Genomic DNA, 22,055 nt, shown 5'->3' with positions numbered 1-22,055 from the left:
ACACCCCCGGCCACCGGTGCACCCCATGTCACCTGAACGGGGTGGTCAGCCACCCCGGGGTCCGCTGACTAGCATCGGCGCATGCTCTCGGAATTCCGGACCTATGCCGCCGACCACGCCGAGCCGCTCGATGACCTGACCCCGCTGGTCGAGGCGGTGCGGGAGGCCCGGATCGTGGCCGTCGGGGAGAGCGCGCACTGGATCAAGCAGTATCAGGACCTGCGGCTGCGGTTGACCAAGCCGCTGGTGGAACGCTGCGGCTTCGATGGGTACGCGCTGGAGTCCGGGTTCGCCGAGGGGCGGGCGGTCGACGCGTGGGTCCGGGGCGGGCCCGGGGAGCTGGACGACCTCGCGTCCCGCGGCCTCACCAACCGGATGGGACAGACACCGGAGATCCGGGAGCTGCTGGCGTGGATGCGGGTCACCACCGCACCGCTCGGGTTCCTGGGGCTCGACGTCCCGGCGACCCCGACGGTGCCCGGGATCGTGCGGGGTGAGGACGCCGAGCTCGCCGAGCTGACCGGGCGGTATGCGAACCGGCATCCGCTGCTCGCGCACGAGGCGTACGCGGGACTGGACCGCGCGGACCGCGACCGGGTGACGGCCCTGCTCACCGATCTGCTCACCCGTCTCGAGACCCGCGGGGCGGACCGGGAGCTGCGCCATCAGGTGCGGCTCGCCGTCCTGCTGGACCAGGGGTTGCGCGGCAATCACGCCGCGCGGGACCTGGGCATGGCGCAGACCGCGCTGACCGTTCCGGCGCCCGGTTCCAAGATTGTCATCGGTGCCGCGAACAGCCACATCCAGCGCGTTCCCATGCCGCTGCCCGGGATGAGCGTGCCCACCATGGGCACCCACCTCCGGGATGCCGGCTACCTGTCCGTCGCCGTCACCACGGTCGGCGGGGTGACGACGAGCCGGCGCCGGGACCCGGCCGAGCCGGGTGGGGTGGCGGTCGTGGACGTCGCGCTGCCCCCGGCCCGGGACGACAGTGTGGAGTCGGCGCTGCCCGAGGGCGGCTGGATCCTGGATCTGCGGCCGGCCCGGGGGAAGATGACCGGCCCGTCGAGCACCCGGGTGCTCGACGGATGGCAGGAGGTCGACGTGCTGGAGGCGTACGACCTCGTGGTCTGCCTGGACCACGTCGAACCGTCAGAGCGGCTGGACGCCGGCTGGTAACTCGCCGGTCGCGATGTGTGCCAGGACGGTGGCGCGCAGGGCCTCGGCGGCGTGCGGCAGGATCGCCCGCCGCCGGTGGGCCAGGGCGATGGTGCGGCGCATGCCGGGCGAGGCCAGCGGGGTCGCGCGCAGCAGCGGGCGGTTGACCAGCACCATGCTCGGTACGAGAGCCACGCCGAGGCCGGCCTCGACGAAGGACAGCACCGCGTCCATCTCGCCGCCCTCGACGGCGAAGCGCGGGGTGAAACCGGCCCGGCGGCAGGCCTCGAGCGTGACGTCACGCAGGTCGTAGCCGGCGCGGAACATCACCATCGGGGTGTCGCGCAGGTCGGGCAGGTCGAGCTGCGGTTTGCCGGTCGGCGGGGGCCCGGAGCGGACCGACGCCACCACCAGGCTCTCGCGCAGCACCGGCGCCGCGTGCAGGGACGGGTCGACGCCGTGCTCCGGCTGCACGATCAGGGCGAGGTCGAGGTCGCGGGCCAGCAGGTGGGCGATCATGTCCTGCGAACTGCCCTCGTTGACCAGCAGTTCGACGTCCGGGTGCTCGGTGTGGAAGCGGCGCAGCACGGCCGGCACCAGCGACGAGCAGAGGCTGGGGGTGGCACCGACCCGGACCCGGCCGCGGCGTAGCCCGACGATCTCCTGGACCGCGTCCTTCGCGGCGTCCGCGTCGGCGACCATCCGGCGGGCGAGGGGCAGCAGCGTGTCACCGGCCGCGGTCAGGACGACCGCGTTGCGGGCGCGCTCGAACAGCGGCGCGCCGAGCGTCGTCTCCAGGCTGTGAATTTGCTTACTCAACGTGGGTTGCGATACGCCTAGAATGTCCGCCGCTTGGGTGAAATGCCGAGTTTCTTCCACCGCTAAGAAGTACCGGAGTTGCTGCAGCTGCACCTCGATAGCTTACGTCTATGATTACCCCGGCGATCATGCATTAGACGAATCAACGGATGGCTCCTACCGTCCAGGTGTGGCGGTAGATACCAGTACAACCCCGGCGGCGAAGGCTGGTCCGGCGACCACGGTGCCGGCCAAGCAGGGCAAGCGCCGGCCCAACGGCGTGCGGTCCTCGATCGCACTCAAGATCCTCATGGCGGTCACCGGGCTGCTGCTCGTCGGCTTCCTGTACGCGCACATGATCGGCAACCTGAAGATCTTCTTCGGCGCCGACGCGTTCGACCACTACGCGCACTGGCTGCGGACCATCGCCGAGCCGCTGCTCCCGCACGCCTGGTTCCTGTGGATCATGCGTTTCGGGCTGGTCGTCGCGGTCGTGGGGCACATCGTCGCGGCCACGATCCTGACCCGCCGCGCCAGGAAGGCCCGGCCGGTGAAGTACGCCCACCGGCCCAAGGTCCAGGGCAGCTACGCGGCGCGGACCATGCGCTGGGGCGGTGTCATCATCGTGCTGTTCGTGATCTACCACATCCTCGACCTGACCACCGGCACGCTGAACCCGGCCGGCGGCGACACCGAGCCGTCCACGCGGGTCATCGCCGACTTCAAGGCCGAGCAGTGGTACGTGACGCTGTTCTACGTGCTGTCCATCGTGGCCGTCGGCTTCCACCTGCGGCACGGGCTGTGGAGCGCGTTCCGCACGCTCGGCCAGCAGCGTCCCCGCGGCGAGCACATCGCCCGCGCCGTCGCCCTGGTCCTCTCCGTCGTCCTGGTCGCCGGCTACCTGTCGGTGCCGTTCGCCGTGCTCACCGGATTGGTGGACTGACATGAGTTTCTGGAACGAAGGCGAGCCCATCGCCGACACGGCGGCCCCGGACGGACCGATCGAGACCCGCTGGGAACGCCGCAAGTTCTCGGCCAAGCTGGTCAACCCGGCCAACCGCCGCAAGCTGAACGTCATCGTGGTCGGCACCGGCCTGGCCGGCGGCTCGGCGGCGGCGACGCTGGCCGAGGCCGGGTACAAGGTCCGGTCGTACTGCTACCAGGACAGCCCGCGGCGCGCGCACTCGATCGCCGCGCAGGGTGGCATCAACGCCGCGAAGAACTACCGCAACGACGGCGACTCGGTGTACCGGCTGTTCTACGACACGGTCAAGGGCGGCGACTTCCGCGCCCGCGAGTCGAACGTCTACCGCCTCGCCGAGGTCAGCGCGAACATCATCGACCAGTGCGTGGCCCAGGGCGTCCCGTTCGCCCGCGAGTACGGCGGCCTGCTCGACAACCGCTCGTTCGGCGGCACCCAGGTGTCGCGCACGTTCTACGCCCGGGGCCAGACCGGCCAGCAGCTGCTGCTCGGCGCCTACCAGGCCATGGAACGCCAGATCGGGCTCGGCAACATCGAGATGTTCGCCCGCCACGAGATGCTCGAGCTGGTCGTCGTGGACGGCAAGGCCCGCGGCATCGTCGTCCGGGACATGGTCACCGGCGAGATCACCACCGACCTCGCGGACGCGGTGGTGCTGGCCTCCGGCGGCTACGGCAACGTCTTCTTCCTGTCCACCAACGCCAAGGGCTGCAACGTCACGGCGAGCTGGCGGGCACACCGCAAGGGCGCGCTGTTCGCGAACCCCTGCTACACGCAGATCCACCCGACCTGCATCCCCGAGTCCGGGTCGCACCAGAGCAAGCTCACGCTGATGAGCGAGTCGCTGCGCAACGACGGCCGGGTGTGGGTGCCCAAGCGCGGTGACGACAAGCGCGCCCCGGGCGACATCCCCGAGGACGAGCGCGACTACTACCTCGAGCGGATCTACCCGTCGTTCGGCAACCTGGTGCCCCGCGACATCGCGTCGCGCGCGGCCAAGAACGTCTGCGACGAGGGCCGCGGCGTCGGTCCCGGTGGGCTGGGCGTCTACCTCGACTTCGCCGACGCGATCGACCGGCTCGGCCAGCCGGCCGTCGAGGCCAAGTACGGCAACCTCTTCGAGATGTACCAGCGGATCACCGGCGAGAACCCGTACGAGACGCCGATGCGCATCTATCCCGCCGTGCACTACACGATGGGCGGTCTCTGGGTCGACTACGACCTGCAGTCGACGATCCCCGGGCTGTTCGTGGTCGGCGAGGCCAACTTCTCCGACCACGGTGCCAACCGGCTCGGCGCGTCCGCGTTGATGCAGGGGCTCGCCGACGGTTACTTCGTGCTGCCGTACACGTTGGCGAACTACCTCGCCTCCGGGCCGTACGAGAAGGTGTCGAAGGACAACGAGCAGGTCGTCGCCGCGCAGAAGCAGGTCGAGGACCGCATCGCGACGTTCCTGAGCATCAACGGCGACCGCACCGTGGACTCGTTCCACCGCGAACTCGGCCACATCATGTGGGAGTACTGCGGCATGGAACGCACCGAGGAGGGCCTGACCAAGGCCATCGGGCTCATCCGCGGCCTGCGCGAGGAGTTCTGGACCCGGGTGAAGGTGCCCGGCACCGGCGAGCAGCTCAACCAGAACCTCGAGAAGGCCGGCCGGGTCGCCGACTTCTTCGAGCTCGGCGAGCTGATGTGCATCGACGCACTGCACCGCGCGGAGTCGGCCGGCGGTCACTTCCGCGCCGAGAGCCAGACCCCCGACGGGGAGGCCCTGCGCCACGACGACGAGTTCGGCTACGTCGGAGCGTGGGAGTTCGGTGGCACCGGCGAGGCGCCGACGCTGCGTAAGGAAAAGCTCGAATTCGAATACGTCCACCCGAGTACGCGGAGCTACAAGTAATGGACATCCAGGTACGCGTGTGGCGTCAGGCCGGCCCGTCTTCCTCCGGGAAGATGGTGTCGTACGACGTCAAGGACATCTCGCCGGACGCGAGCTTCCTCGAGATGCTCGACGTGCTCAACGAGAAGCTGATCCTCGACGGGGACGACCCGGTCGCGTTCGACCACGACTGTCGTGAGGGCATCTGCGGCGCCTGCGGCGTGATGATCAACGGTGTCGCGCACGGCCCGGAGCGGGCCACCACCACCTGCCAGCTCCACATGCGCTCGTTCAAGGACGGCGACACCATCGACGTCGAGCCGTGGCGCGCGGCACCGTTCCCGGTGATCAAGGACCTGGTCGTCAACCGCGGCGCGTTCGACGGCATCATCCAGGCCGGCGGCTACATCACGGCCCCGACGGGTACGGCTCCCGAGGCGCACTCCACGCCGGTGCCCAAGCCGGACGCGGACCTGGCGTTCGAGGCGGCGACCTGCATCGGCTGCGGTGCCTGCGTGGCGGCCTGCCCGAACGGCTCGTCGATGCTGTTCACCGCCGCCAAGGTGTCGCACCTCGGCCTCATGCCGCAGGGCCAGCCGGAGCGCGACAGCCGGGTGATCGACATGCTGGAGGCCCAGGACGACGCGGGCTTCGGCGGCTGCACCAACATGGGCGAGTGCACCACGGTCTGCCCCAAGGGCATCCCGCTCACCCTGATCGGCCGGCTCAACGCCGACTACCGCAACGCACTGCGCAGGAGCTGATACACAGAAAGGGCGGCCCCCGCCGGGGGCCGCCCTTTTCCGCGTTACTTCTTCAGCGAACCGGTGAGGCCACCGGCCTTGGTGGCGATGCAGGTGACGCCACGGTCGAGCGTCCAGGTGGATTCCACCGGGTGCAGGTAGAACAGCTCGATGGCCTCGTCGTCGGTGTCCGAGAACGCCTTGAAGCGATCGGAGCAGCCGTCGTCGGCCTGCTTGGTCACCGCGTCGAGGCCCGGGAACGCACCGGCCTTCAGCTCGAACGTCGCGTAGACCTCGCCCTCGTGCTGCCCGGCGCAGGGCACCTTGGGCAGGTTCTCGACCGCGCTCGTCTCCTGCAGGCCGTTGAGGCAGTCACCCACCGCGAGGCGGGTCACCGAGATGTCCCCGGTGTAGTCCGGGGCGCTCTTCTTGTTGTCGGCGGCGACCAGCAGGATCACGCCGACGACGATGCCGACGATCCAGAGGCCGGACAGCACCAGACCGGTGATCGCGAGGCCACGGCCCTTCTGGCCGCGGTTCTTGATCTGGACGAGGCCGACGATGCCGAAGATGACGCTCAGCAGCACGCCGCCGATGATGCCGAAGATCAGCGCGGCGATGGCGAAACCGTTGGTCGACGTGTTCTGCGGGGCGGGAGCACCCGGGTACGTCGCGTAAGGAGTATGGGAGATGGGGGGCTGTTCAGTCACGCCGAGGACCGTAGCGGGCAAGCTGTGAGTTCGCTGTCCCTTTCCTGCGCTGGAGGTCTCGAATGAGTATCATCCCCGTCGAAGCACGCCGGGTGGCCGTCGACGGCGTGGACGGCGTGGGCAAGACGACATTCGCCCGGCGCCTGGTCGCCGACCTGAACGCGGCCGGCCGGCCCGCCGTCCACATCAGCGCGGACGGCTTCCACCACCCCCGCGCGATCCGGCACCGTCGCGGACGGCACTCTCCCGAGGGCTTCTGGCTCGACTCGTACGACTACCCGGCGCTCATCACCAACGTCCTGGAACCGTTCGCCCCGGGCGGGTCCGGCGGGTACCGCCCGGCCGTGCACGACGTCGACACCGACGAACTCCTCGACCTGCCGTGGCACCAGGCGCCGGCCGGCGCCACTGTCGTGGTGGACGGCCTCTTCCTGCATCGTGACGAGCTCGCCGGGCACTGGGACTTCACGATCTTCCTGGCCGCCCCGTTCGAGGTGACGGTGCCCCGGATGGCGGCCCGTGACGGCAGCCATCCCGACCCGGAGCACCCGTCACAGGCCCGCTACGTCCAGGGCCAGAAGCTCTACTTCGCCGAGTGCCGCCCGTGGGAACGCGCCTCCCTCGTCATCGACTATGGCGTGCTGCCGCCGATGCCGGCGTAGACGAACGACGTCAGGGTCTCGATCGCCTCGTCGTCGCCGAGGTCGCGGCCCAGCTCCGGGCCGGTGCCGGACTGCCAGACGTCGGCGAAGGCCGAGAGCATCGCCGAGAACAGACTGGCCAGCACCAGCGGGTCGCCCGGCAGCCGCAGCCCGGCGTCACGGGCGCGGACCAGGTGGCCGGCGATGTGGTGGACGTCCGGGTCGGTCAGCTCGCGGGACCGCTGCTCGAAGACCGGGTCGACGATCGCGGCCTGCCGCAGCGCCTGCATCACCACCCGGTTGCGCCGGTAGAAGTGCCAGAACGTGGCGATGTGGAAACGGATGGCCGCCCGGTCGCTGAAGTCGTCGCTGTGCCCCTCGTCGGACACCGACGCGTCGGCCTGCCGCAGCATGTCCGCGAGCAGCGACTCGAGCAGCGCTTCCTTGTTGGCGAAGTGCTTGTAGAACGAGCCGGCCGCACGACCGGCCTCGGCGGTGATGTCGGTGATCTTCGCGTTGAGGTAGCCGAGGCGCGCGAAGACCCGGATCGCGGCCGCCTTGAGCTCCGCCCCCGTCTGCGCGGCCTGTTGCTGCCGCATGCCCACCGTCATCGCGTCCTCCTTGCCCTTGACGCAGATTATCAGCCGCCGTACGGTGAATCCATATTCACTGAACCCTGATTCACTGAAGGAGTCACCATGGACGTACTGATCGCGGGCGCCGGTCCGACCGGGCTCACCCTGGCCATCGAGCTGCGGCGACGCGGCGTGCCGCACCGGATCGTCGAGCTGGCGCCGGCGCCGTTCGAGGGATCGCGGGGCAAGGGCCTGCAACCGCGCACCCTGGAGGTGCTGGAGGACCTCGGCGTGCTCGACCGTTTCCTGGCCGGCGGCGCCGTTTATCCCCCGCTGCGCATCCACACCCCGGACGGCGACATGGACCGGCGGATGGACGAGCTGCACGAGCCGACGCCCGAGGTGCCGTACCCGAACACCCTGATGGTTCCGCAGTGGCGCACCGGGGAGCTGCTGGCCGGGCGCCTCGCCGAACTCGGGGGCACGGTCGAGTTCGGCGTCGGGGTGAGCACGCTGCGCGAGGACGGAGACGGCGTCCACGTCACCCTGAGCACAGGCGAGGAGGTGACCGTGCGCTACCTGGTCGGCGCGGACGGCGGGCGCAGCACGGTGCGTAAGGCGCTGGGCGTCGGCTTCGAGGGCGACACCCACGAGACGCTGACCATGCTGATCGCCGACGTCCGCCTGAGCGGCGAGCTCAGCCGCGACGTCTGGCACATCTGGCCGGGGCCCGACGGGCGTACCCCCCGTCTGGGTCTCTGCCCGCTGCCCGGCACCGACATCTGGCAGCTGACGGCACCGCTCGCGACGTCGGTGACCGAGGTCCTGGCCGAGACCGTGCCGCACCTGACCTTGGACGAGGTGACCTGGACCTCCACGTTCCGCGCCAACATCCGCATGGTCGACCGCTACCGGGTCGGCAACGTCTTCCTGGCCGGCGACGCGGCGCACGTGCACTCCCCCGCCGGGGGCCAGGGACTGAACACCGGCGTCCAGGACGCGTACAACCTCGGCTGGAAACTGGCCACCGGCGACGACAAACTGCTGGACACGTACGAGGCGGAGCGGTTGCCGGTCGCCGCGGGTGTCCTAGGCATCAGCACCCGCCTGCTCGCCAAGCAGTCCGAGGCGACCGAGGACGCGATGCGCCGCGACGACCCGGTGCTGCGCCAGCTGTCCCTGAACTACCGGGGTGGCCCGCTGGCCCTCGACCACCGGACCACCCCCGGCGCGGTGCGAGCGGGAGACCGCGCGCCGGACGCCCCGCTGGCCGCCGGGGCCCGCGTGTTCGACCTGCTCCGCGGCCCGCACTGGACACTGCTCGCGTTCGGCACCCCGCCGGTCCCGCTGGGCGACGATGTCCGGGCCTTCGAGATCGACGACCCCGATGGGTACGCTCACCGCGCCTACGACGTGACCACCCCGGCCTACTTCCTGATCCGCCCGGACAACTACGTCGCGTGCGTGACCTCGGACCCGGCCGACCTGCTCGCGTTCGGCTTCCGGCCCTGACCCCCGCCACGTGACGCGACGGCGGCGGCCCCCAGGCAGACCGCGGCGGCGATGCCCAGCCCGGGCCGGCCACCGAGGTGCACGGCCACCGCACCGAGCGGATTGGCCAGGGCGATCGGGCCGAACATGACGGTGTTCGCGGTGGCGGACACCCGGCCGAGCAGCCGGTCGGGAGCATGGGTCTGCACGGCGGTGACCGCCGCGACGAGCGTCCACGGCAGACCCACCCCACCGGCGACCGCGCCCACGACCATCGCCGGCCACCACGGCAGGCACCGGGCGAGCAGCCCGGCGGCGAACAGCACGGCCCCGGCGACGGCGGCGGCCGGTGCACCCCATCGCGAGATCACCCGCCCGACGGTCAGCCCGCCCACGACGGACCCGGCGCCCTGGCCGCTGAGCAGGACACCGAGGAACGTGCTGGGCAGGGCCATGTCGTGCAGCACGACGGCATACTGCGGGGCGGTCGAGAACGCCGACATCGCGATGGCGACAGCGGCCACCCCGACCGTGACCCGCGGCACCCGGGCCGAGACCAGCACCGCCAGCCCGTCCCGGAACCCACCCCCGCTCCCCACCCCGGCCTGGAACCCATCCCCGCTCCCCACCCCGGTCGGCTCGCCCTGACCCGCCCACCTCGCCCCGGTCGGCTCGCCCTGACCCGCGCTCCCCACCCCGGTCGGCTCGCCCTCACCCGCGCTCCCCACCCCGGTCGGCTCGCCCTCACCCGCCCACCTCGCCCCGGTCGGCTCGCCCTCGCCCGCGCACCTCGCCCTGAGAGAACGAACGTTCTTTCCGTCGGCGGTGGCCGCTGAAGAGTCCGACCACGACCCCGGCGGGGTGGTCGCGGGCCGGTCGCCTGGCCGGACCAAGGCATACAGTGCCGCCCCCACCAGCGGGAGCACCGCGCAGAGCACGGCCACCGCCGCGCCGCCGTGCCAGGCGTACAGGCCGGCGCCGGCCCCCGGGGCCGCCAGCTTCATGCCTTCCTGGGCGCTGGAGCGCCAGCCGTTGACGTAGCCGAGCCGGTCCGAGGGCAGCGCGGCGGGCAGGAGCGCCGATTCGCCCGCGTCGAGCAGGACGTAGCTCAGCCCGTAGCCGAGGGACACGACGTAGAGCAGCCAGGCCCGGTCCGCCGCAGTGACCCCGAGCAGGAGCAGCACAGATGCCGCGAGCAGCAGGTTCGTGCCGACCAGCAGGGGCCGCCGCGGGAGCCGGTCGACCAGGCCGCCTAGCCAGGGGCCGGCCAGGGTTGGCGCGTACCCGAACAGCCCGGCCAGCGCGGCCCGGCTCGGCGAGCCGGTGAGGTCGAGCGTCCAGATGCCGGCGACCAGGGACATCGCGGTGCTGCCGAAGCCCGCGAGCAGCGAGATCGCCACGAACAGCGCGGCGTTGCGGGCCAGAAGGGGTTGAGTCACCATGACTCATAGCTTTGGAACCTGCCCCATCGTCGCGCAAGACCGTCAACGAGGCGTTGACAGAGCATCCTGGAGCTTGCGGAACGCGAGCCGGACATACCCGGGGAGAGCCGCACCGCGCAGGTCCGCGGCCGCTTGCGAGGCCAGCTCGAACAGCGCACCGGGCGGGGCGTCGAGTGCCGCCGAGACCGTCGCCCGCACCAGGTCGGCCCGGGTGAGGCGGTCGGCCCAGCGACGGTCGGCGGCGATGCTCCGGTGCAGGTCGGTGACCGCTTCGCGAAGGGTGACGATGCTCAGGGCGTACCGCAGATCCGCATCGTGGCGCCGGGAGCGGGACGCGGCGACCAGGCGCTGCCGACGCTGTTCCGCGGCCTGCCGGCTGGCCAGCCCGAGCGCGGCGGCGACCGCGGTCCAGGTGGCACCGGCCTGCCGGGCCCGGTCGATCAGCTCGAGTTCTCGCTCGTCGAGCCGGGCCCGGGCCGGGCCGATCTCAGCCAGCTGATCCAGATCGCTCATCTGTCAACGATACGTTGACAGATGAGCGGGGAGCCGGGATGAGGGCAGCGAGGACCATCGCTCCGGCCACGAACGCCGCCGCCACGAGGAAGGCCCGCGAGTAACCGTCGCGCAGCGCCGCCACCTCGGCCGTCCCGGCGGCCACCCGCGATCCGGTCAGCCGGGCGGCGACCACCGCGAGGATCGACAGGCCGATCGCGCCACCCGCCTGCTGAGCGGTGTTGGCCAGGCCCGAGACCAGGCCGGTGTCGCGTGGCGCGGCGCCGGCCATGACCAGCATGATGACCGCCGGGATGACCACGCCGACGGCCAGGCCCATGAGGACCAGCGCCGGCAGGACGTCGGTCGCGTACCGCGCGCCGACCGGCATCCGGGCGAGCAGCAGCAGACCGGCGAGCAGGCCGGCCAGGCCGGCGAGCAGCACCGGACGGGGACCGAGGCGAGCGGTGACGCGGGGCGCCACGACCAGTGAGACCAGCCCGATCGCCACCGGGGTGGGGACGAACGCGAGGGCGGTGGTGATCGGGTCGTAGCCGAGGACACGCTGCAGGAACAGGGTGTTGACGAACTGGAAGCCCATGCCGGTGGCGAAGATCAGCACCATCGCGGCGCTGACGATCAGGAGCCGGCGCTCGCGCAGGACCCGCAACGGCACGAGCGGGTTCGCCGCGAACCGCTGGCGGACCAGAAAACCGAGCACGAGCAGGACGGCCAGGATCCCGTACGCGAAACCGCCGTCCACGATCGCGTAGACGCCGGCCGACAGACCGGCGGTGATCAGCGACGCGCCCGGCAGGTCCATCCCGGACCGCAGGCCGGGACCCGCCTCCCGGGGGATCACCCGCAGCGCGGCGACCAGGGCGAGGACACCGATCGGCAGGTTGATCAGGAAGATCGCCGGCCAGCCGGCGGCATCGGTGAGCAGGCCGCCCGCCACGAAACCGGCCGCCGCGCCGCCGGCCTGGGTGAAGCTGTAGACGCCGATCGCCCGCGCCTGGGCGGCCGGCTCCGGATACAGCCGCACGATCAGCCCGATGATGACGGCGGAGGCCAGCGCACCGCCGAGTCCCTGGACGAAACGGCCCGCCACGAGGAATCCGGCGGTGCGGGCGAGACCGCAGAGCGCACTCGCGACGGTGAAGACGATCAGCCCGGCCAGGAACACCGCCCGCGCCCCGACCAGGTCGCCGAGCCGCCCGGCGAGCAGCAGCAGTCCGGCGAAACCGATCAGGTAGCCGTTGATGACCCAGGCCACGCCGGCGGACGAGAAGCCGAGGCCGGACTGGATGGCCGGCACCGCGACGGCCACGATCGTGCTGTCCAGCACGATCATGAGCGCCACCGCGCAGAGCACGGCGAGCGCCGCGGACCGGTTCCGGGCAGACGTCAGGGCATCCATGCGAACGACCGTAACAGATAATCCGGAAGCAGACTATCTGCAAGGGATCGATCTGGCGGGCGGGGTCAGGAGGCGTGGTGCTGACGGACGCGGCGCACCGGCTTCGGGCCGGGGTCGGTGCCGTCGTCGACGATCCGGGTGAGCGCCTCGATCAGGGCGGACCGGGCCGCCTCGGGCAGCGCCTCCAGGGCGGCGCCGTGTACCCGATCGACGATCTCCTGGCCCTGCTGGGCGACCTGGCGGCCGAGGTCGGTGACCACGACGATCCGGGCGCGGCGGTCGGCCGGCGCGGGGCGGCGCTCGGCGAAGCCCCGGCGCTCCATTTCGTCGACCAGGCTGACCATCGTCGTCTTGTCGAGGTCGGCAAGCACCGCGAGCTGGATCTGGGTGCGTTCCTGCTCGAGCGCGTGCACCAGGACGCACTGCATGCGATCGGTCAGGCCGACCTCGGCCAGCGCCCCGGCCAGCCGGTTCGCCAGGACGTGGCCCGCCGAGTTGAGCATGCCGGTGAGGTCGCGGACGGTACGGGGAGGAGCCTGCTGAGCCATCCACCGAGCGTAACGCGATGGTCCGGCAGCGGATGATACGAAAGGGGACGGCCGGCGGGCCCCCGTGCGTGCCCGCCGGCCGTCGTCCTCACCACGCGGCCGCCTCCGTCCAGCTGGGCGCCCGGGGCGTCCAGCTCAGCGGCATCCGCGCCTCCGCCGGGGTGCGGTCCCCCTTGCGCTGGTTGCAGCGCCCGCACGCGGCGACGGTGTTGCTCCACGAGTTCTGACCGCCACGGGAGCGGGGCAGCACGTGGTCGATGGTCGAGGCGGCGCCCCCGCAGTACGCACAGCGCCGGCCGTCCCGGTTGAGGACACCGCCACGGGACCAGCCCGGGCCCCGGCTCCGCCGCCAGCGGGTCACGACGTAACTGACCAGCCGGACCACGGTCGGGATCGGGAAGACCCCCATGCGGGCGTCCGGCCGGACCTCTTCCACGACCGCGACCTCACGGAACAGCATGCGGATGGCGTGCCGGACGCTGACCCGGTGCAGCGGCCCGAAATCGGCGTTCAGAACGAGGACCATGCTCATCGCGGGCCACCTCCCCAGCGCTCGGCGATGAGGAAAAGGTAGGACGGATGGGCGTACCGGACAACGGGTTTAATCGATCAGGGCCCGGCGGACGGCGGCGGTGAGCTGGGCGAAGCCGATCAGGCCGAGGGTGACCCAGACGCCCACCGCGACCACCGCGACGGTCGTGTCCCAGCCGGGGTGGACCAGGCCGGCCACCGCCGCGAGCACCAGGCCGCTGATCGCCACCGAGACCCGGGTGGGCCGTTCGCCCACCGTGACCGCACCGATCTCGGCCATGCCGCCGGCGGTCGCCCGGGCCCGGACGTACTCGTGCAGCCAGCTCACCGCCAGGCCGGCCACGACCAGCCAGCCCGGGACGCCGGCCACCCAGAACGCGGCGAGCCACGCCAGCTCGCCGAGCCGGTCGGCGGCCGAGTCGTACACGTAGCCGAGCCGGCTCACCTTGCCGGTCACCACGGCCACCGCGCCGTCGAGCGCGTCGGCGAACGCGGCCAGCAGCACCAGCACCGCACCGGCGGCCAGCGGCACGAACGGGATCAGCACGCACAGGAACAGGCCGGCCGTGGTGACGGTGGACGGCCCGACGCCCAGCCGGCCCAGCAGGTTGCCGCCGCGCCAGGCCAGGCGGACCCAGCCGCGGACCACCCCGGACGCCGTACGCGGGTCGAAGCCACCGTGCAGCGCGGACCACGCCGAGGCGTACTGCTCCCAGGTCACCTCACGCGGCGGCGGCGGGCGCGGCGGCGAGGTTCTGCCAGACCTCGCGGGTCGCGGTGGAGCGGTTCATGGTGATGAAGTGGATGCCCGGGACACCCTCGTCGAGCAGCCGCTGACACATCTCGCTGCACAGCTCGATGCCGAGCCGGCGCACCGCGTCGGCGTCGTCGGCGACCCGTTCGAAGCGGGTCAGCAGCTCCCGCGGGAACGGCGCGCCGGAGAGCTGCGCCGAGCGGGCGATCGTCGCCATCCGCAGCACCGGCATCACGCCGGGCACGATGGGGGTGTCACAGCCGGCCGCGGCGACCCGGTCACGCAGCCGGAGATACTCGTCGGCCTGGAAGAACATCTGGGTGATCGCGAAGTCGGCGCCGGCCCGGCACTTACGGATGAAGTTGCGGGTGTCGGCCTCGATGTCCGCCGAGCGGGGGTGTTTGTACGGGAAGGCCGCCACCCCGACGCTGAAGTCCCCCACCTCGCGCAGGAGCCGGACGAGATCCTCGGCGTAGTGCACACCCTCGGGGTGCCGCACCCACTCGCCGTTGGGGTCGCCGGGCGGGTCGCCACGCACGGCGAGCACGTTGCGGATGCCCGCACCGGCCAGCCGCCCGATGACGTTGCGCAGCTCGGCGACCGAGTGGTTGACCGCGGTGAGGTGCGCCATCGGCAGCAGGGTCGTCTCGGTCGCCACCCGCTCGGAGACGTCGACCGTGGTGTCGCGGGAGCTGCCGCCGGCGCCGTAGGTGATGGAGACGAAGTCGGGTCGCAGCGCCTCCAGCTCGCGGATCGTCTGCCAGAGGATCTGCTCGGCCTCGCGCGTCTTGGGCGGCATGAACTCGAACGAGAACGTCGGCTCGGGCCGGCGGATCAGATGTCCGATCGACGGGGATGCCGGGAGACGTGAGGGAAGACCGAAAGCCACGCCCCGACTCTACCGGCTAAGTTGGGCGCCGTGATCCCCAGCGCTGCCACCTCCCCGCTCGACCGTGCCGGACTGCGACCCCGGGTCGACAAGGCGCTCGGCGCGTTCCTCGCCGCCCAGCGCACCCGGTTGCTGACGATCGACGATGCCCTGGGTGACGTGGCCGACACGCTCGAGGACTTCGTGCTGGGCGGCGGCAAACGGCTGCGCCCGGCGTTCGCCTACTGGGGTTACCGGGGCGCCGGCGGGATCGACTCCGACCAGGTCGTGGCCGCGGTGTCCGCGCTCGAGCTGGTGCAGGCCGCGGCGCTGATCCACGACGACCTGATCGACCGTTCGGACACCCGGCGCGGTGAGCCCTCGGTGCACCGGCGGTTCGCGGCCCGGCACGCGGCGGCCGGCTGGCGCGGCGACGGCGGTGATTTCGGCGACAACACCGCGGTGCTCCTCGGCGACCTGGCGATGGTCTGGTCGGACGAGCTCCTGCACACCTCGGGGGTGGCCCTGGAGGCGCTGGCCCGGGCCCGGGGCGATTTCGACGAGATGCGCACCGAGGTGACCGTCGGGCAGTATCTCGACCTGCTCAGCCCGGTGACCGGGGACACGTCGCTGGAGCGGGCGGACAAGGTGGCCCATTACAAGTCGGCGAAGTACACCGTCGAGCGCCCGCTGCTGATCGGCGCCGCGCTGGCCGGGGCGCCGGACGGGGTGCGGGCGGCCTATTCCGCGTACGGGCTGGCCCTGGGGGTGGCGTTCCAGTTCCGCGACGACGTGCTGGGGGTGTTCGGCGACCCGGGGCAGACCGGCAAGCCCGCCGGTGACGACCTGCGCGAGGGCAAGCGGACGTATCTGATCGCCACCGCGTTCGAGGCGGCCGGCCCGGCGGAGCGCGCCGAGCTGGAGCGGGGTCTCGGTGACCAGGCCCTGGACGCGGCGGGCATCACCCGGCTGCGCTCGATCATCACGGGGACCGGGGCGCTGGCCCGTACCGAGGAGCGGATCACGACGCTGACCGGCACGGCCCTGGCCGCCCTGGAGAACGCCGAGCTGGATCCCGAGGGCCGCGAGGTGCTCCTGGAGCTGGCCGACGCGGCTACCCGGCGCGCCGTCTGAACCTGCGGCCGGCCGCGCGGGGCTCGGGCTGGACCCCGCGGCGGCCGAGCCAGACCCACACCGAGAGCGTCAGCAGCACCAGCGCAAAACCGAAGAAAAGGTCTTCCACCGGCGCGTACGCGATCCGCAGCCCGATGATCGCGTCCGGGTCGTAGATCACGATGTGGCGCCCGGTGAGGATGCCGTTGGACAGCAGCTGGAACGTGATGATGATCGGGTAGGTGGCCCAGAACACCACCCGGCGCACCAGCCGGGTCCGGAGCACGAACAGGTCGACGGCCAGCGCCCCGGCCACCCCGAGCAGGGCCGCCACGGTGTAGCTCATTCGTCGCCCGCGGGCCGGCGCAGCACCGCGCGGACCGCCTCGAAGCCCAGGATCGCGCAGGTCGGCACCGCGACGAAGAAGAGCACCTCGTCGAGCGGCAGGCCACCGGGGAAGAGCACGCCGGTGGTCTGCTCCGGGTCGAACGTCCAGTGCCCGGCCGCGATCGCCGCGAGGTCCCAGAGCACGAAGACCACCAGCACCGGGACCATCGTCAGCAGCAGGCGGCGCCACCGGCGCAGCACGTTGACCTTGAGCACGGGCTCCAGCCACAGTGCCGCGGCGAGGCAGCCGCCGAGCACGAACAGATATGAGAAATGCCGCATACGGGCCGGATCAGAACCCGAGCGCCTGCGCGCGTCGCTTGACCTCGCGGGCCCGGTCACCACCGAGCCCTTTGGCGCCGCTCCCGTCCAGCGTCTCGTCGGGCTCGTAGAGCCACTTGAGCGCCTCTTCGTCGTTGTACCCAGAGTCGCGGAGCAGCGTGAGGACGCCAGGGAGGTGCTTGAGCGCGGTGTCGTTGGCCACCAGCTCGGCCGGCACCACACGGATGCCGTCGCGACGGACCGCGAGCAGCACGCCGTCGCGGATCATCTGGTGCACCTTGCTGATCGACACATCGAGCTTCTCCGCCACGTCCGGCAGATTGATCCACTCGGCCGGGCCGGCCTGCGGGCCGTCGGTTACGGATTCGGTCACCCGACCAGCGTGCCATGCCGCGCTCCGGGTGCACCACGCGGAGCCCCACGAAGGAGCCGGGAAGGCCCGGCGTACGCAGATCGGAGAGCAGTGGCGATGACCCTGTGGCGGAGGACCCGCAACGAGGTGGCCGGCGCGTGGCGCTCGGTGCGCTACGACCTGGGCCGGCCGGAGCCCGCCGAGGAGAACGTGACGTCGGCCGGGCTGAGCACTTTCGGCGGAACGGGCACTTTCGGCGCAACGGGCACCCTCGGTGGAACCGGGACGTTCCCGTCCACCCGGCCGTTCAAGCCGGCCCACGCGCGCCCGGCCCCGGTGCGCCGGCCGCGCCGGGTGGTCGCGGTCACCGCGTTCGGCGCTCTGGCGGTGGCCGGTGCGACCGGCAGTTATCTGGTCGTGGCCGACGGTGCCGGCGCGCTGGGCGGGGACGGGGTGGCCGGCGAGCCGTACCCGCTGGCCGCCGCGGCGCCGGGCCGGGACCTGTCGAACGAGGGCTTCGGCCGGGGTGCCGCGATCCTGCCGGGCGTGGTGGACGTGCCCACGCCGCCGACGGCGGGGAGCACGATCCAGGTGATCACCCCCACCACCGCGGTCACCACGGACCCGACCCCCACGGGCCCGACCCCCGCGGGTACGCGGGCCACGGTCACCACGACTCCGGTGCCGGCACGCACCACAGTGGTGGCCACCACCCCGGCCACCCCCGAGCCGAAGCCGTGCGACTGCTCGAGCCCGCCGGCGCCGACCCCGGCCACCGCGACACCGGATCCGGGCATCCCGGTGCCGACGCCCGCGCCGGTCGATCCGCCGGTGCCGACCCCGGCCACGGAGTCCCCGTCGACGGAGCCGTCGACGGCGGCCAGCACGGAAGCTCCGACAAAGCCGTCTTGGGGCGCCAAAAAGCACTGATCCGATTTTTCACGATAATTGCCCCGCGACGCTCCGGCGTCGCGGGGCAATTTCTTCCAAATGCGCAGGTCGGCACGCCGCGCAGTACCCGTTCGGTCTCAGCTACCAGATCCTGGTCCACGTCACGGGAAACGCCACATACACTTCACGCCGATGGACACGACTGTCGCCGACACGTTGATCGGCACGACGATTGACGGGCGCTACCGGATCACCGGGCGCGTAGCCCGTGGCGGCATGGCGACCGTGTACACCGCCGTGGACGACCGGCTCGAGCGCACGGTCGCCCTGAAGATCATTCACCCGTCGCAGGCGACGAACGTGCACTTCGTCGACCGCTTCACCGACGAGGCGAAGACGATCGCCCGGCTGACCCACCCCAATGTGGTCGCGGTCTACGACCAGGGCCGTCACCAGGGCCTGCCCTACCTCGTCATGGAGTACGTCCAGGGCCGCACCCTGCGCGACCTGCTCACCCAGCGCCGCCGGCTCAACCCGGTCGAGGCACTGGCCATCCTGGAGCAGATGCTCGCCGCGATCGCCGCCGCGCACCGCGCCGGCCTGGTGCACCGCGACGTCAAGCCGGAGAACGTCCTGGTCGCCGAGGCGCCCAGCGGCGGGCTCGCCAACCTCGTCGACAGCGTGGTGAAGGTCGCCGACTTCGGGCTCGCCCGCGCCGTCGAGGCGAGTTCCTCCGACGACTCCGGCCAGCTCATGGCCACCGTGGCGTACGTCGCCCCGGAACTGGTCACCGACGGGCGCTCCGATGCCCGTTCCGACGTCTACTCGGCCGGCATCGTGCTGTTCGAGATGCTCACCGGCAAGGTGCCCTACGACGGCGGCGAGCCGGTCGAGATCGCCTGGCGCCACGTCGACAACGACGTGCCCGCGCCGTCCAGCGTCGTGAAGGGCCTACCCAAGGCGCTCGACGACCTGGTCGCCCGGGCCACCCGCCGCGACCCCGGCGCCCGCCCCACCGACGCCGGCGCGCTGCTGGCCGAGGTCCAGGTGGTCCGCGACGACCTCGGCGCCGCCAACGTGGAGACCGCGCTGCTGCGCCAGGTCCCGCAGCGCCCGCCGGCCGCCGACGCCACCACGGTCGTCCCGGCCCTGACGTCCCCGTTCCCCCGCTCCGGGGGCGACCGGCCCACCTGGGCCCGGCTGCCCGACCAGGGCGGTGGCACGGTGCACCGCGGTGGCCAGCGCCGCCGCTCCGCGCCCCCGATGCCGGCCGCGGCCCACGGCGGTGGCACCGACCGGCGCCGGGTGCTGATCATGGTCGCCGTCGCGCTGATGGTCCTCACCGTCGTCGGCAGCACCTGGTGGGTCATGGTCGGGCGCTACACCGACGCACCGCAGCTGGTGAACGCGACCCGGCAGATCGCCGAGCAGCAGGCCACCACCGGCGGCTTCTCGATCCGTTACGACGACGGCCGCTACGACGAGAACACCCCCAAGGACGTGGTGCTGGCCCAGAACCCGCCGGCCGGCGAGAACATGCTCAAGGGCGGTGTGCTCGACGTGACGCTGTCGCTGGGCCCCGAGCGTTATCAGGTGCCCGACATCGTCGGCCTGGAGCAGGCCGCGGCCAAGGGTGAGCTCGACGGCGCGAAGCTGAAGGTCAAGGAAGGCACCGCGAAGTACAGCGACACGGTCCCGCAGGGTGTGGTCATCTCGTCCGACCCCAAGGCCGGCGAGTCGCTCAAACCCGGTGAGACCGTGACCATCGTGGTCAGCAAGGGCAAGGCCCCGATCAGCGTGCCCGACGTCAAGGGCAAGAGCATCGACGAGGCCCGCGCACAGCTGCAGGGCCTCGGGCTGCGTGTCCTCGAGGAACGGCAGGACAGCGACGAACCGGCCAACTCGATCCTGAGCCAGTCCCCCGACCCCGGCACGGGCGTCGAGAAGGACACCGAGATCAAGCTCCGGATCAGCAACGGCCCGCCGCTGGTCACCGTCCCCGACCTGACCAACCAGCCCTGCCCCCAGGCCCAGCAGACGCTGGAGGGGATGAACCTGCGGGTCCGCGTGCAGTTCAACCCCAACGGCCTGGTCCGCCAGCAGAGCCCGGGCGGCAACACCCAGGTGCCGCCGCAGACCGAGGTCGTGCTGAATTGTCTCTGACCCGCCGCATCGGATCGCACACGAAGACCTCCGGTGGGCTGGCCAGGGCGGCCCTGCCCTACGCCGACGCCGCGGGCTCGGAGGCGGTACAGGTCTACGTCGCCAACTCCCGGGGCTGGGCGCTGCCGCCCGGCGACCCGAGGCAGGACACCCTGTTCCGCGACGGGTGCGGCGAGCGGGCGCTCCCCGCGTACATCCATGCCTCTCTGCTCGTGAATCTGGGATCGCCGACCGAGCTGACCGTCGAGCGCTCGGTCGACACGCTGACCCACGCCCTGCGCCGCGGTCAGGCCATCGGCGCGACCGCGGTGGTCTACCACGCGGGCAGCTCGGTCGACCCGGCCCACGACGACAAGGCGCTGCACCAGCTCCGCGAGGCGCTGCTCCCGCTGCTCGACCGGGCCGCGGCGCAGGGTCTGCCCAAGCTGCTCGTCGAACCGAGCGCGGGCGGCGGCCGCAGCCTCGCCTCCAAGGTCGAGGACCTCGGTCCCTACCTCGAGGCCGTCGAGAACCACCCCTGGCTGGGCGTCTGTTTCGACACCTGCCACGCCTGGGCGGCCGGGCACGACCTGGCCACCCCCGGCGGCATGACCGGCACCCTGGACGCGCTGATCGCCACCGTCGGGCCGGGCCGGCTCCAGCTGATCCACGCCAACGACTCCAAGGACGCCTGCGGCTCCACCCGCGACCGCCACGAGACCATCGGCGCCGGCACCATCGGCACGGCCCCGTTCGCGGAGCTGTTCGCCCACCCGGCCACCGCCGGCGTCCCGGTCATCGTCGAGACGCCGTCCAAGGAGCACGAGGGCCACGCGGCCGACATCGCCCTGCTGAAGACCCTGAGATCACCGGCCTGAGGCCGCCCTTTCGACGGCTAGTGCCAGCTCGTGGTCACGCACGCCCTCGATCAGGGGGTACGGCGGCGGCCCGGCACCGCGTACCCACAAGGCCGTGGCCTGCAGCAGGGTCGCGGTCGCGATCTCGTCGTCGTTGAACCGCAGGTCCGGGTACGGATCGCGGTGCAGCACCCGGTCGCCGAGCGTGATCGTGCCGAGGTGGCGGGTCAGCGGCGTCCGGACGACGGTCCGGGCCCGGGGCAGGTGCACGATCTCGTCGTCGCGCAGCTCGCCGTGGGTGCCGCGGACCAGCAGCCGGCGGAATCGCAGCATGTTGCGGGTCTGCCCGGTGGTGAAGTCGTAGACACCGGACCGGCCGGCGCCGAAGTCCAGGGTGGCGATGGTCGTGGTGGCCGGTCTCGGCCGCGGGTCGTCGGTCCACCCGCCGCGGTCCAGCGGATCCACCAGCGGCGCGACCGTCCGGACCGCGCGGATGACGGCCGGCTCATGGCCGGCGCCGAGGTAGGCCCGGATCAGCGCGACCGCGTGGTGCTGCTGGGTGGAGGAGACCTGCACCTGGGTGGGTGTCCCGATGATGCCGGAGCGGACCGCGGCGAGCCGGGCGGCGTGCGTGGGCATCAACGGGTACTGCTCGGCCACCTGCACAGGAGCGGACTCCCCCACCGCCGCCAGGAGGGCCCGGAGACCGGCCTCGTCGGCGGCCGGCGGCGTCTCGGCCAGCACGGGCAGGCCGAGACCGGCCGCCGCGATGATCAGGCCGGGGTTCGCCGTCCGGGGCACCGCGGTCACCAGGAAGTCCGGCCGGGTCGCGGCCACGCACCGCGCCAGGTCATCGAACGCGGGCACCGGCAGCGCACACCGGCCCGGCACCCGCACCACGGCGCCCACGCAGCTCAGCTCCGGCAACACCGAGGCCACCCGGTGGATCGTCGCGGCGCGGAACCCGGAGCCGGCGAGCACGAATCTCATCCGCCCATT

Annotated in this window: 24 protein-coding genes; 10 read left to right on the top strand and 14 right to left on the bottom strand. The window is 72.0% G+C overall.

Features of this window, described 5'->3' with window-relative positions:
* The first annotated feature begins 81 nt into the window (after nucleotides 1-81).
* Entirely contained in the window at nucleotides 82-1,179 is a 1,098-nt protein-coding gene (locus tag ACIA6A_RS14405; RefSeq protein WP_396098050.1) for an erythromycin esterase family protein, read from the top strand.
* Here the strand turns inward: ACIA6A_RS14405 and ACIA6A_RS14400 are convergent.
* Nucleotides 1,153-2,076 (bottom strand): LysR family transcriptional regulator, encoded by a 924-nt coding sequence (locus ACIA6A_RS14400; RefSeq protein ID WP_396098542.1) that lies wholly within the window; start codon nucleotides 2,074-2,076, stop codon nucleotides 1,153-1,155. The genes ACIA6A_RS14405 and ACIA6A_RS14400 overlap by 27 nt on opposite strands.
* Nucleotides 2,077-2,236: 160 nt before the next feature.
* Between ACIA6A_RS14400 and ACIA6A_RS14395 the strand changes: the two genes are divergently transcribed.
* From ACIA6A_RS14395 to ACIA6A_RS14385, 3 genes are read left to right on the top strand one after another with little or no spacing between them, the layout of a single operon-like run.
* Nucleotides 2,237-2,899, top strand: a complete 663-nt coding sequence (locus ACIA6A_RS14395) for a succinate dehydrogenase cytochrome b subunit (RefSeq protein ID WP_396098541.1) — start codon at nucleotides 2,237-2,239, stop codon at nucleotides 2,897-2,899.
* A 1-nt stretch (nucleotide 2,900) separates the two neighbouring features.
* Complete coding sequence (locus ACIA6A_RS14390; RefSeq protein ID WP_396098049.1) at nucleotides 2,901-4,838, top strand: fumarate reductase/succinate dehydrogenase flavoprotein subunit; 1,938 nt, start codon at nucleotides 2,901-2,903, stop codon at nucleotides 4,836-4,838.
* Nucleotides 4,838-5,581 carry a succinate dehydrogenase/fumarate reductase iron-sulfur subunit gene (locus tag ACIA6A_RS14385; RefSeq protein WP_396098048.1) on the top strand — a complete coding sequence of 248 codons (744 nt, stop codon included), beginning with the start codon at nucleotides 4,838-4,840 and terminating at the stop codon, nucleotides 5,579-5,581. Before ACIA6A_RS14390 ends, ACIA6A_RS14385 begins: the two co-directional genes overlap by 1 nt.
* A gap of 44 nt (nucleotides 5,582-5,625) precedes the next feature.
* On the opposite strand, the gene ACIA6A_RS14380 is transcribed toward ACIA6A_RS14385, so the two are convergent.
* Nucleotides 5,626-6,270 carry a DUF4190 domain-containing protein gene (locus ACIA6A_RS14380; RefSeq protein ID WP_396098047.1) on the bottom strand — a complete coding sequence of 215 codons (645 nt, stop codon included), beginning with the start codon at nucleotides 6,268-6,270 and terminating at the stop codon, nucleotides 5,626-5,628.
* Nucleotides 6,271-6,332: 62 nt separating this feature from the next.
* Here ACIA6A_RS14380 and ACIA6A_RS14375 point away from each other — a divergent pair, with 62 nt between their 5' ends.
* Nucleotides 6,333-6,932: a uridine kinase gene (locus ACIA6A_RS14375; RefSeq protein WP_396098045.1), complete on the top strand. Its 600-nt coding sequence runs from the start codon at nucleotides 6,333-6,335 to the stop codon at nucleotides 6,930-6,932.
* Here ACIA6A_RS14375 and ACIA6A_RS14370 read toward each other — a convergent pair.
* Complete coding sequence (locus tag ACIA6A_RS14370) at nucleotides 6,902-7,522, bottom strand: TetR/AcrR family transcriptional regulator (protein ID WP_396098044.1); 621 nt, start codon at nucleotides 7,520-7,522, stop codon at nucleotides 6,902-6,904. The genes ACIA6A_RS14375 and ACIA6A_RS14370 overlap by 31 nt on opposite strands.
* A gap of 87 nt (nucleotides 7,523-7,609) precedes the next feature.
* Here ACIA6A_RS14370 and ACIA6A_RS14365 point away from each other — a divergent pair, with 87 nt between their 5' ends.
* On the top strand, nucleotides 7,610-8,998 hold the full coding sequence (locus ACIA6A_RS14365) for an FAD-dependent monooxygenase (protein ID WP_396098042.1): 1,389 nt from the start codon (nucleotides 7,610-7,612) through the stop codon (nucleotides 8,996-8,998).
* On the opposite strand, the gene ACIA6A_RS14360 is transcribed toward ACIA6A_RS14365, so the two are convergent.
* From ACIA6A_RS14360 to metF, 7 genes are all read right to left on the bottom strand, one after another.
* On the bottom strand, nucleotides 8,938-10,419 hold the full coding sequence (locus ACIA6A_RS14360) for an MFS transporter (RefSeq protein ID WP_396098041.1): 1,482 nt from the start codon (nucleotides 10,417-10,419) through the stop codon (nucleotides 8,938-8,940). The genes ACIA6A_RS14365 and ACIA6A_RS14360 overlap by 61 nt on opposite strands.
* A gap of 42 nt (nucleotides 10,420-10,461) precedes the next feature.
* A complete protein-coding gene (locus tag ACIA6A_RS14355) occupies nucleotides 10,462-10,932 on the bottom strand; it encodes a hypothetical protein (protein WP_396098039.1) in 471 nt (156 codons plus the stop codon).
* Complete coding sequence (locus ACIA6A_RS14350; RefSeq protein ID WP_396098038.1) at nucleotides 10,907-12,331, bottom strand: MFS transporter; 1,425 nt, start codon at nucleotides 12,329-12,331, stop codon at nucleotides 10,907-10,909. The genes ACIA6A_RS14355 and ACIA6A_RS14350 overlap by 26 nt, the downstream gene beginning before the upstream one ends.
* Before the next feature lie 65 nt (nucleotides 12,332-12,396).
* Nucleotides 12,397-12,879, bottom strand: a complete 483-nt coding sequence (locus ACIA6A_RS14345; protein WP_396098037.1) for a MarR family winged helix-turn-helix transcriptional regulator — start codon at nucleotides 12,877-12,879, stop codon at nucleotides 12,397-12,399.
* Between the two features lie 88 nt (nucleotides 12,880-12,967).
* Nucleotides 12,968-13,411 carry an HNH endonuclease gene (locus tag ACIA6A_RS14340; RefSeq protein ID WP_396098036.1) on the bottom strand — a complete coding sequence of 148 codons (444 nt, stop codon included), beginning with the start codon at nucleotides 13,409-13,411 and terminating at the stop codon, nucleotides 12,968-12,970.
* 69 nt (nucleotides 13,412-13,480) lie between these two features.
* Nucleotides 13,481-14,131 (bottom strand): CDP-alcohol phosphatidyltransferase family protein, encoded by a 651-nt coding sequence (locus tag ACIA6A_RS14335; RefSeq protein WP_396098035.1) that lies wholly within the window; start codon nucleotides 14,129-14,131, stop codon nucleotides 13,481-13,483.
* 1 nt (nucleotide 14,132) lies between these two features.
* Nucleotides 14,133-15,053: a methylenetetrahydrofolate reductase [NAD(P)H] gene (metF, locus tag ACIA6A_RS14330; RefSeq protein WP_396098034.1), complete on the bottom strand. Its 921-nt coding sequence runs from the start codon at nucleotides 15,051-15,053 to the stop codon at nucleotides 14,133-14,135.
* Nucleotides 15,054-15,083: 30 nt separating this feature from the next.
* Here metF and ACIA6A_RS14325 point away from each other — a divergent pair, with 30 nt between their 5' ends.
* On the top strand, nucleotides 15,084-16,166 hold the full coding sequence (locus ACIA6A_RS14325; RefSeq protein ID WP_396098033.1) for a polyprenyl synthetase family protein: 1,083 nt from the start codon (nucleotides 15,084-15,086) through the stop codon (nucleotides 16,164-16,166).
* Here the strand turns inward: ACIA6A_RS14325 and ACIA6A_RS14320 are convergent.
* Genes ACIA6A_RS14320 through ACIA6A_RS14310 form a run of 3 tightly spaced genes read right to left on the bottom strand, consistent with a single transcriptional unit; the run spans nucleotide 16,147 to nucleotide 17,187 of the window.
* Nucleotides 16,147-16,491, bottom strand: coding sequence for a lycopene cyclase domain-containing protein (locus ACIA6A_RS14320; RefSeq protein ID WP_396098032.1), 345 nt, complete (start codon nucleotides 16,489-16,491; stop codon nucleotides 16,147-16,149). The genes ACIA6A_RS14325 and ACIA6A_RS14320 overlap by 20 nt on opposite strands.
* Complete coding sequence (locus ACIA6A_RS14315) at nucleotides 16,488-16,814, bottom strand: lycopene cyclase domain-containing protein (RefSeq protein WP_396098031.1); 327 nt, start codon at nucleotides 16,812-16,814, stop codon at nucleotides 16,488-16,490. The genes ACIA6A_RS14320 and ACIA6A_RS14315 overlap by 4 nt, the downstream gene beginning before the upstream one ends.
* 10 nt (nucleotides 16,815-16,824) lie before the next feature.
* A complete protein-coding gene (locus ACIA6A_RS14310; protein WP_396098030.1) occupies nucleotides 16,825-17,187 on the bottom strand; it encodes an Rv2175c family DNA-binding protein in 363 nt (120 codons plus the stop codon).
* 96 nt (nucleotides 17,188-17,283) lie between these two features.
* Here ACIA6A_RS14310 and ACIA6A_RS14305 point away from each other — a divergent pair, with 96 nt between their 5' ends.
* From ACIA6A_RS14305 to ACIA6A_RS14295, 3 genes are all read left to right on the top strand, one after another.
* The gene (locus tag ACIA6A_RS14305) at nucleotides 17,284-18,096 is read left to right on the top strand and encodes a hypothetical protein (protein ID WP_396098029.1); all 813 of its coding nucleotides are present in this window, start codon (nucleotides 17,284-17,286) and stop codon (nucleotides 18,094-18,096) included.
* 153 nt (nucleotides 18,097-18,249) lie between these two features.
* A complete protein-coding gene (gene pknB, locus ACIA6A_RS14300; RefSeq protein WP_396098028.1) occupies nucleotides 18,250-20,220 on the top strand; it encodes a Stk1 family PASTA domain-containing Ser/Thr kinase in 1,971 nt (656 codons plus the stop codon).
* On the top strand, nucleotides 20,211-21,077 hold the full coding sequence (locus ACIA6A_RS14295; protein WP_396098027.1) for a deoxyribonuclease IV: 867 nt from the start codon (nucleotides 20,211-20,213) through the stop codon (nucleotides 21,075-21,077). Before pknB ends, ACIA6A_RS14295 begins: the two co-directional genes overlap by 10 nt.
* Here ACIA6A_RS14295 and ACIA6A_RS14290 read toward each other — a convergent pair.
* Complete coding sequence (locus ACIA6A_RS14290; protein WP_396098026.1) at nucleotides 21,066-22,046, bottom strand: gfo/Idh/MocA family oxidoreductase; 981 nt, start codon at nucleotides 22,044-22,046, stop codon at nucleotides 21,066-21,068. The two genes, ACIA6A_RS14295 and ACIA6A_RS14290, sit on opposite strands and share 12 nt — an antisense overlap.
* Nucleotides 22,047-22,055: the final 9 nt, after the last annotated feature.

Origin of the sequence: Actinoplanes sp. NPDC051494, assembly GCF_044454705.1 — a bacterium.
In the GTDB taxonomy this organism is placed as follows: Bacteria; Actinomycetota; Actinomycetes; order Mycobacteriales; family Micromonosporaceae; genus Actinoplanes.
This window is presented reverse-complemented; position numbering and strand designations above follow the sequence as displayed.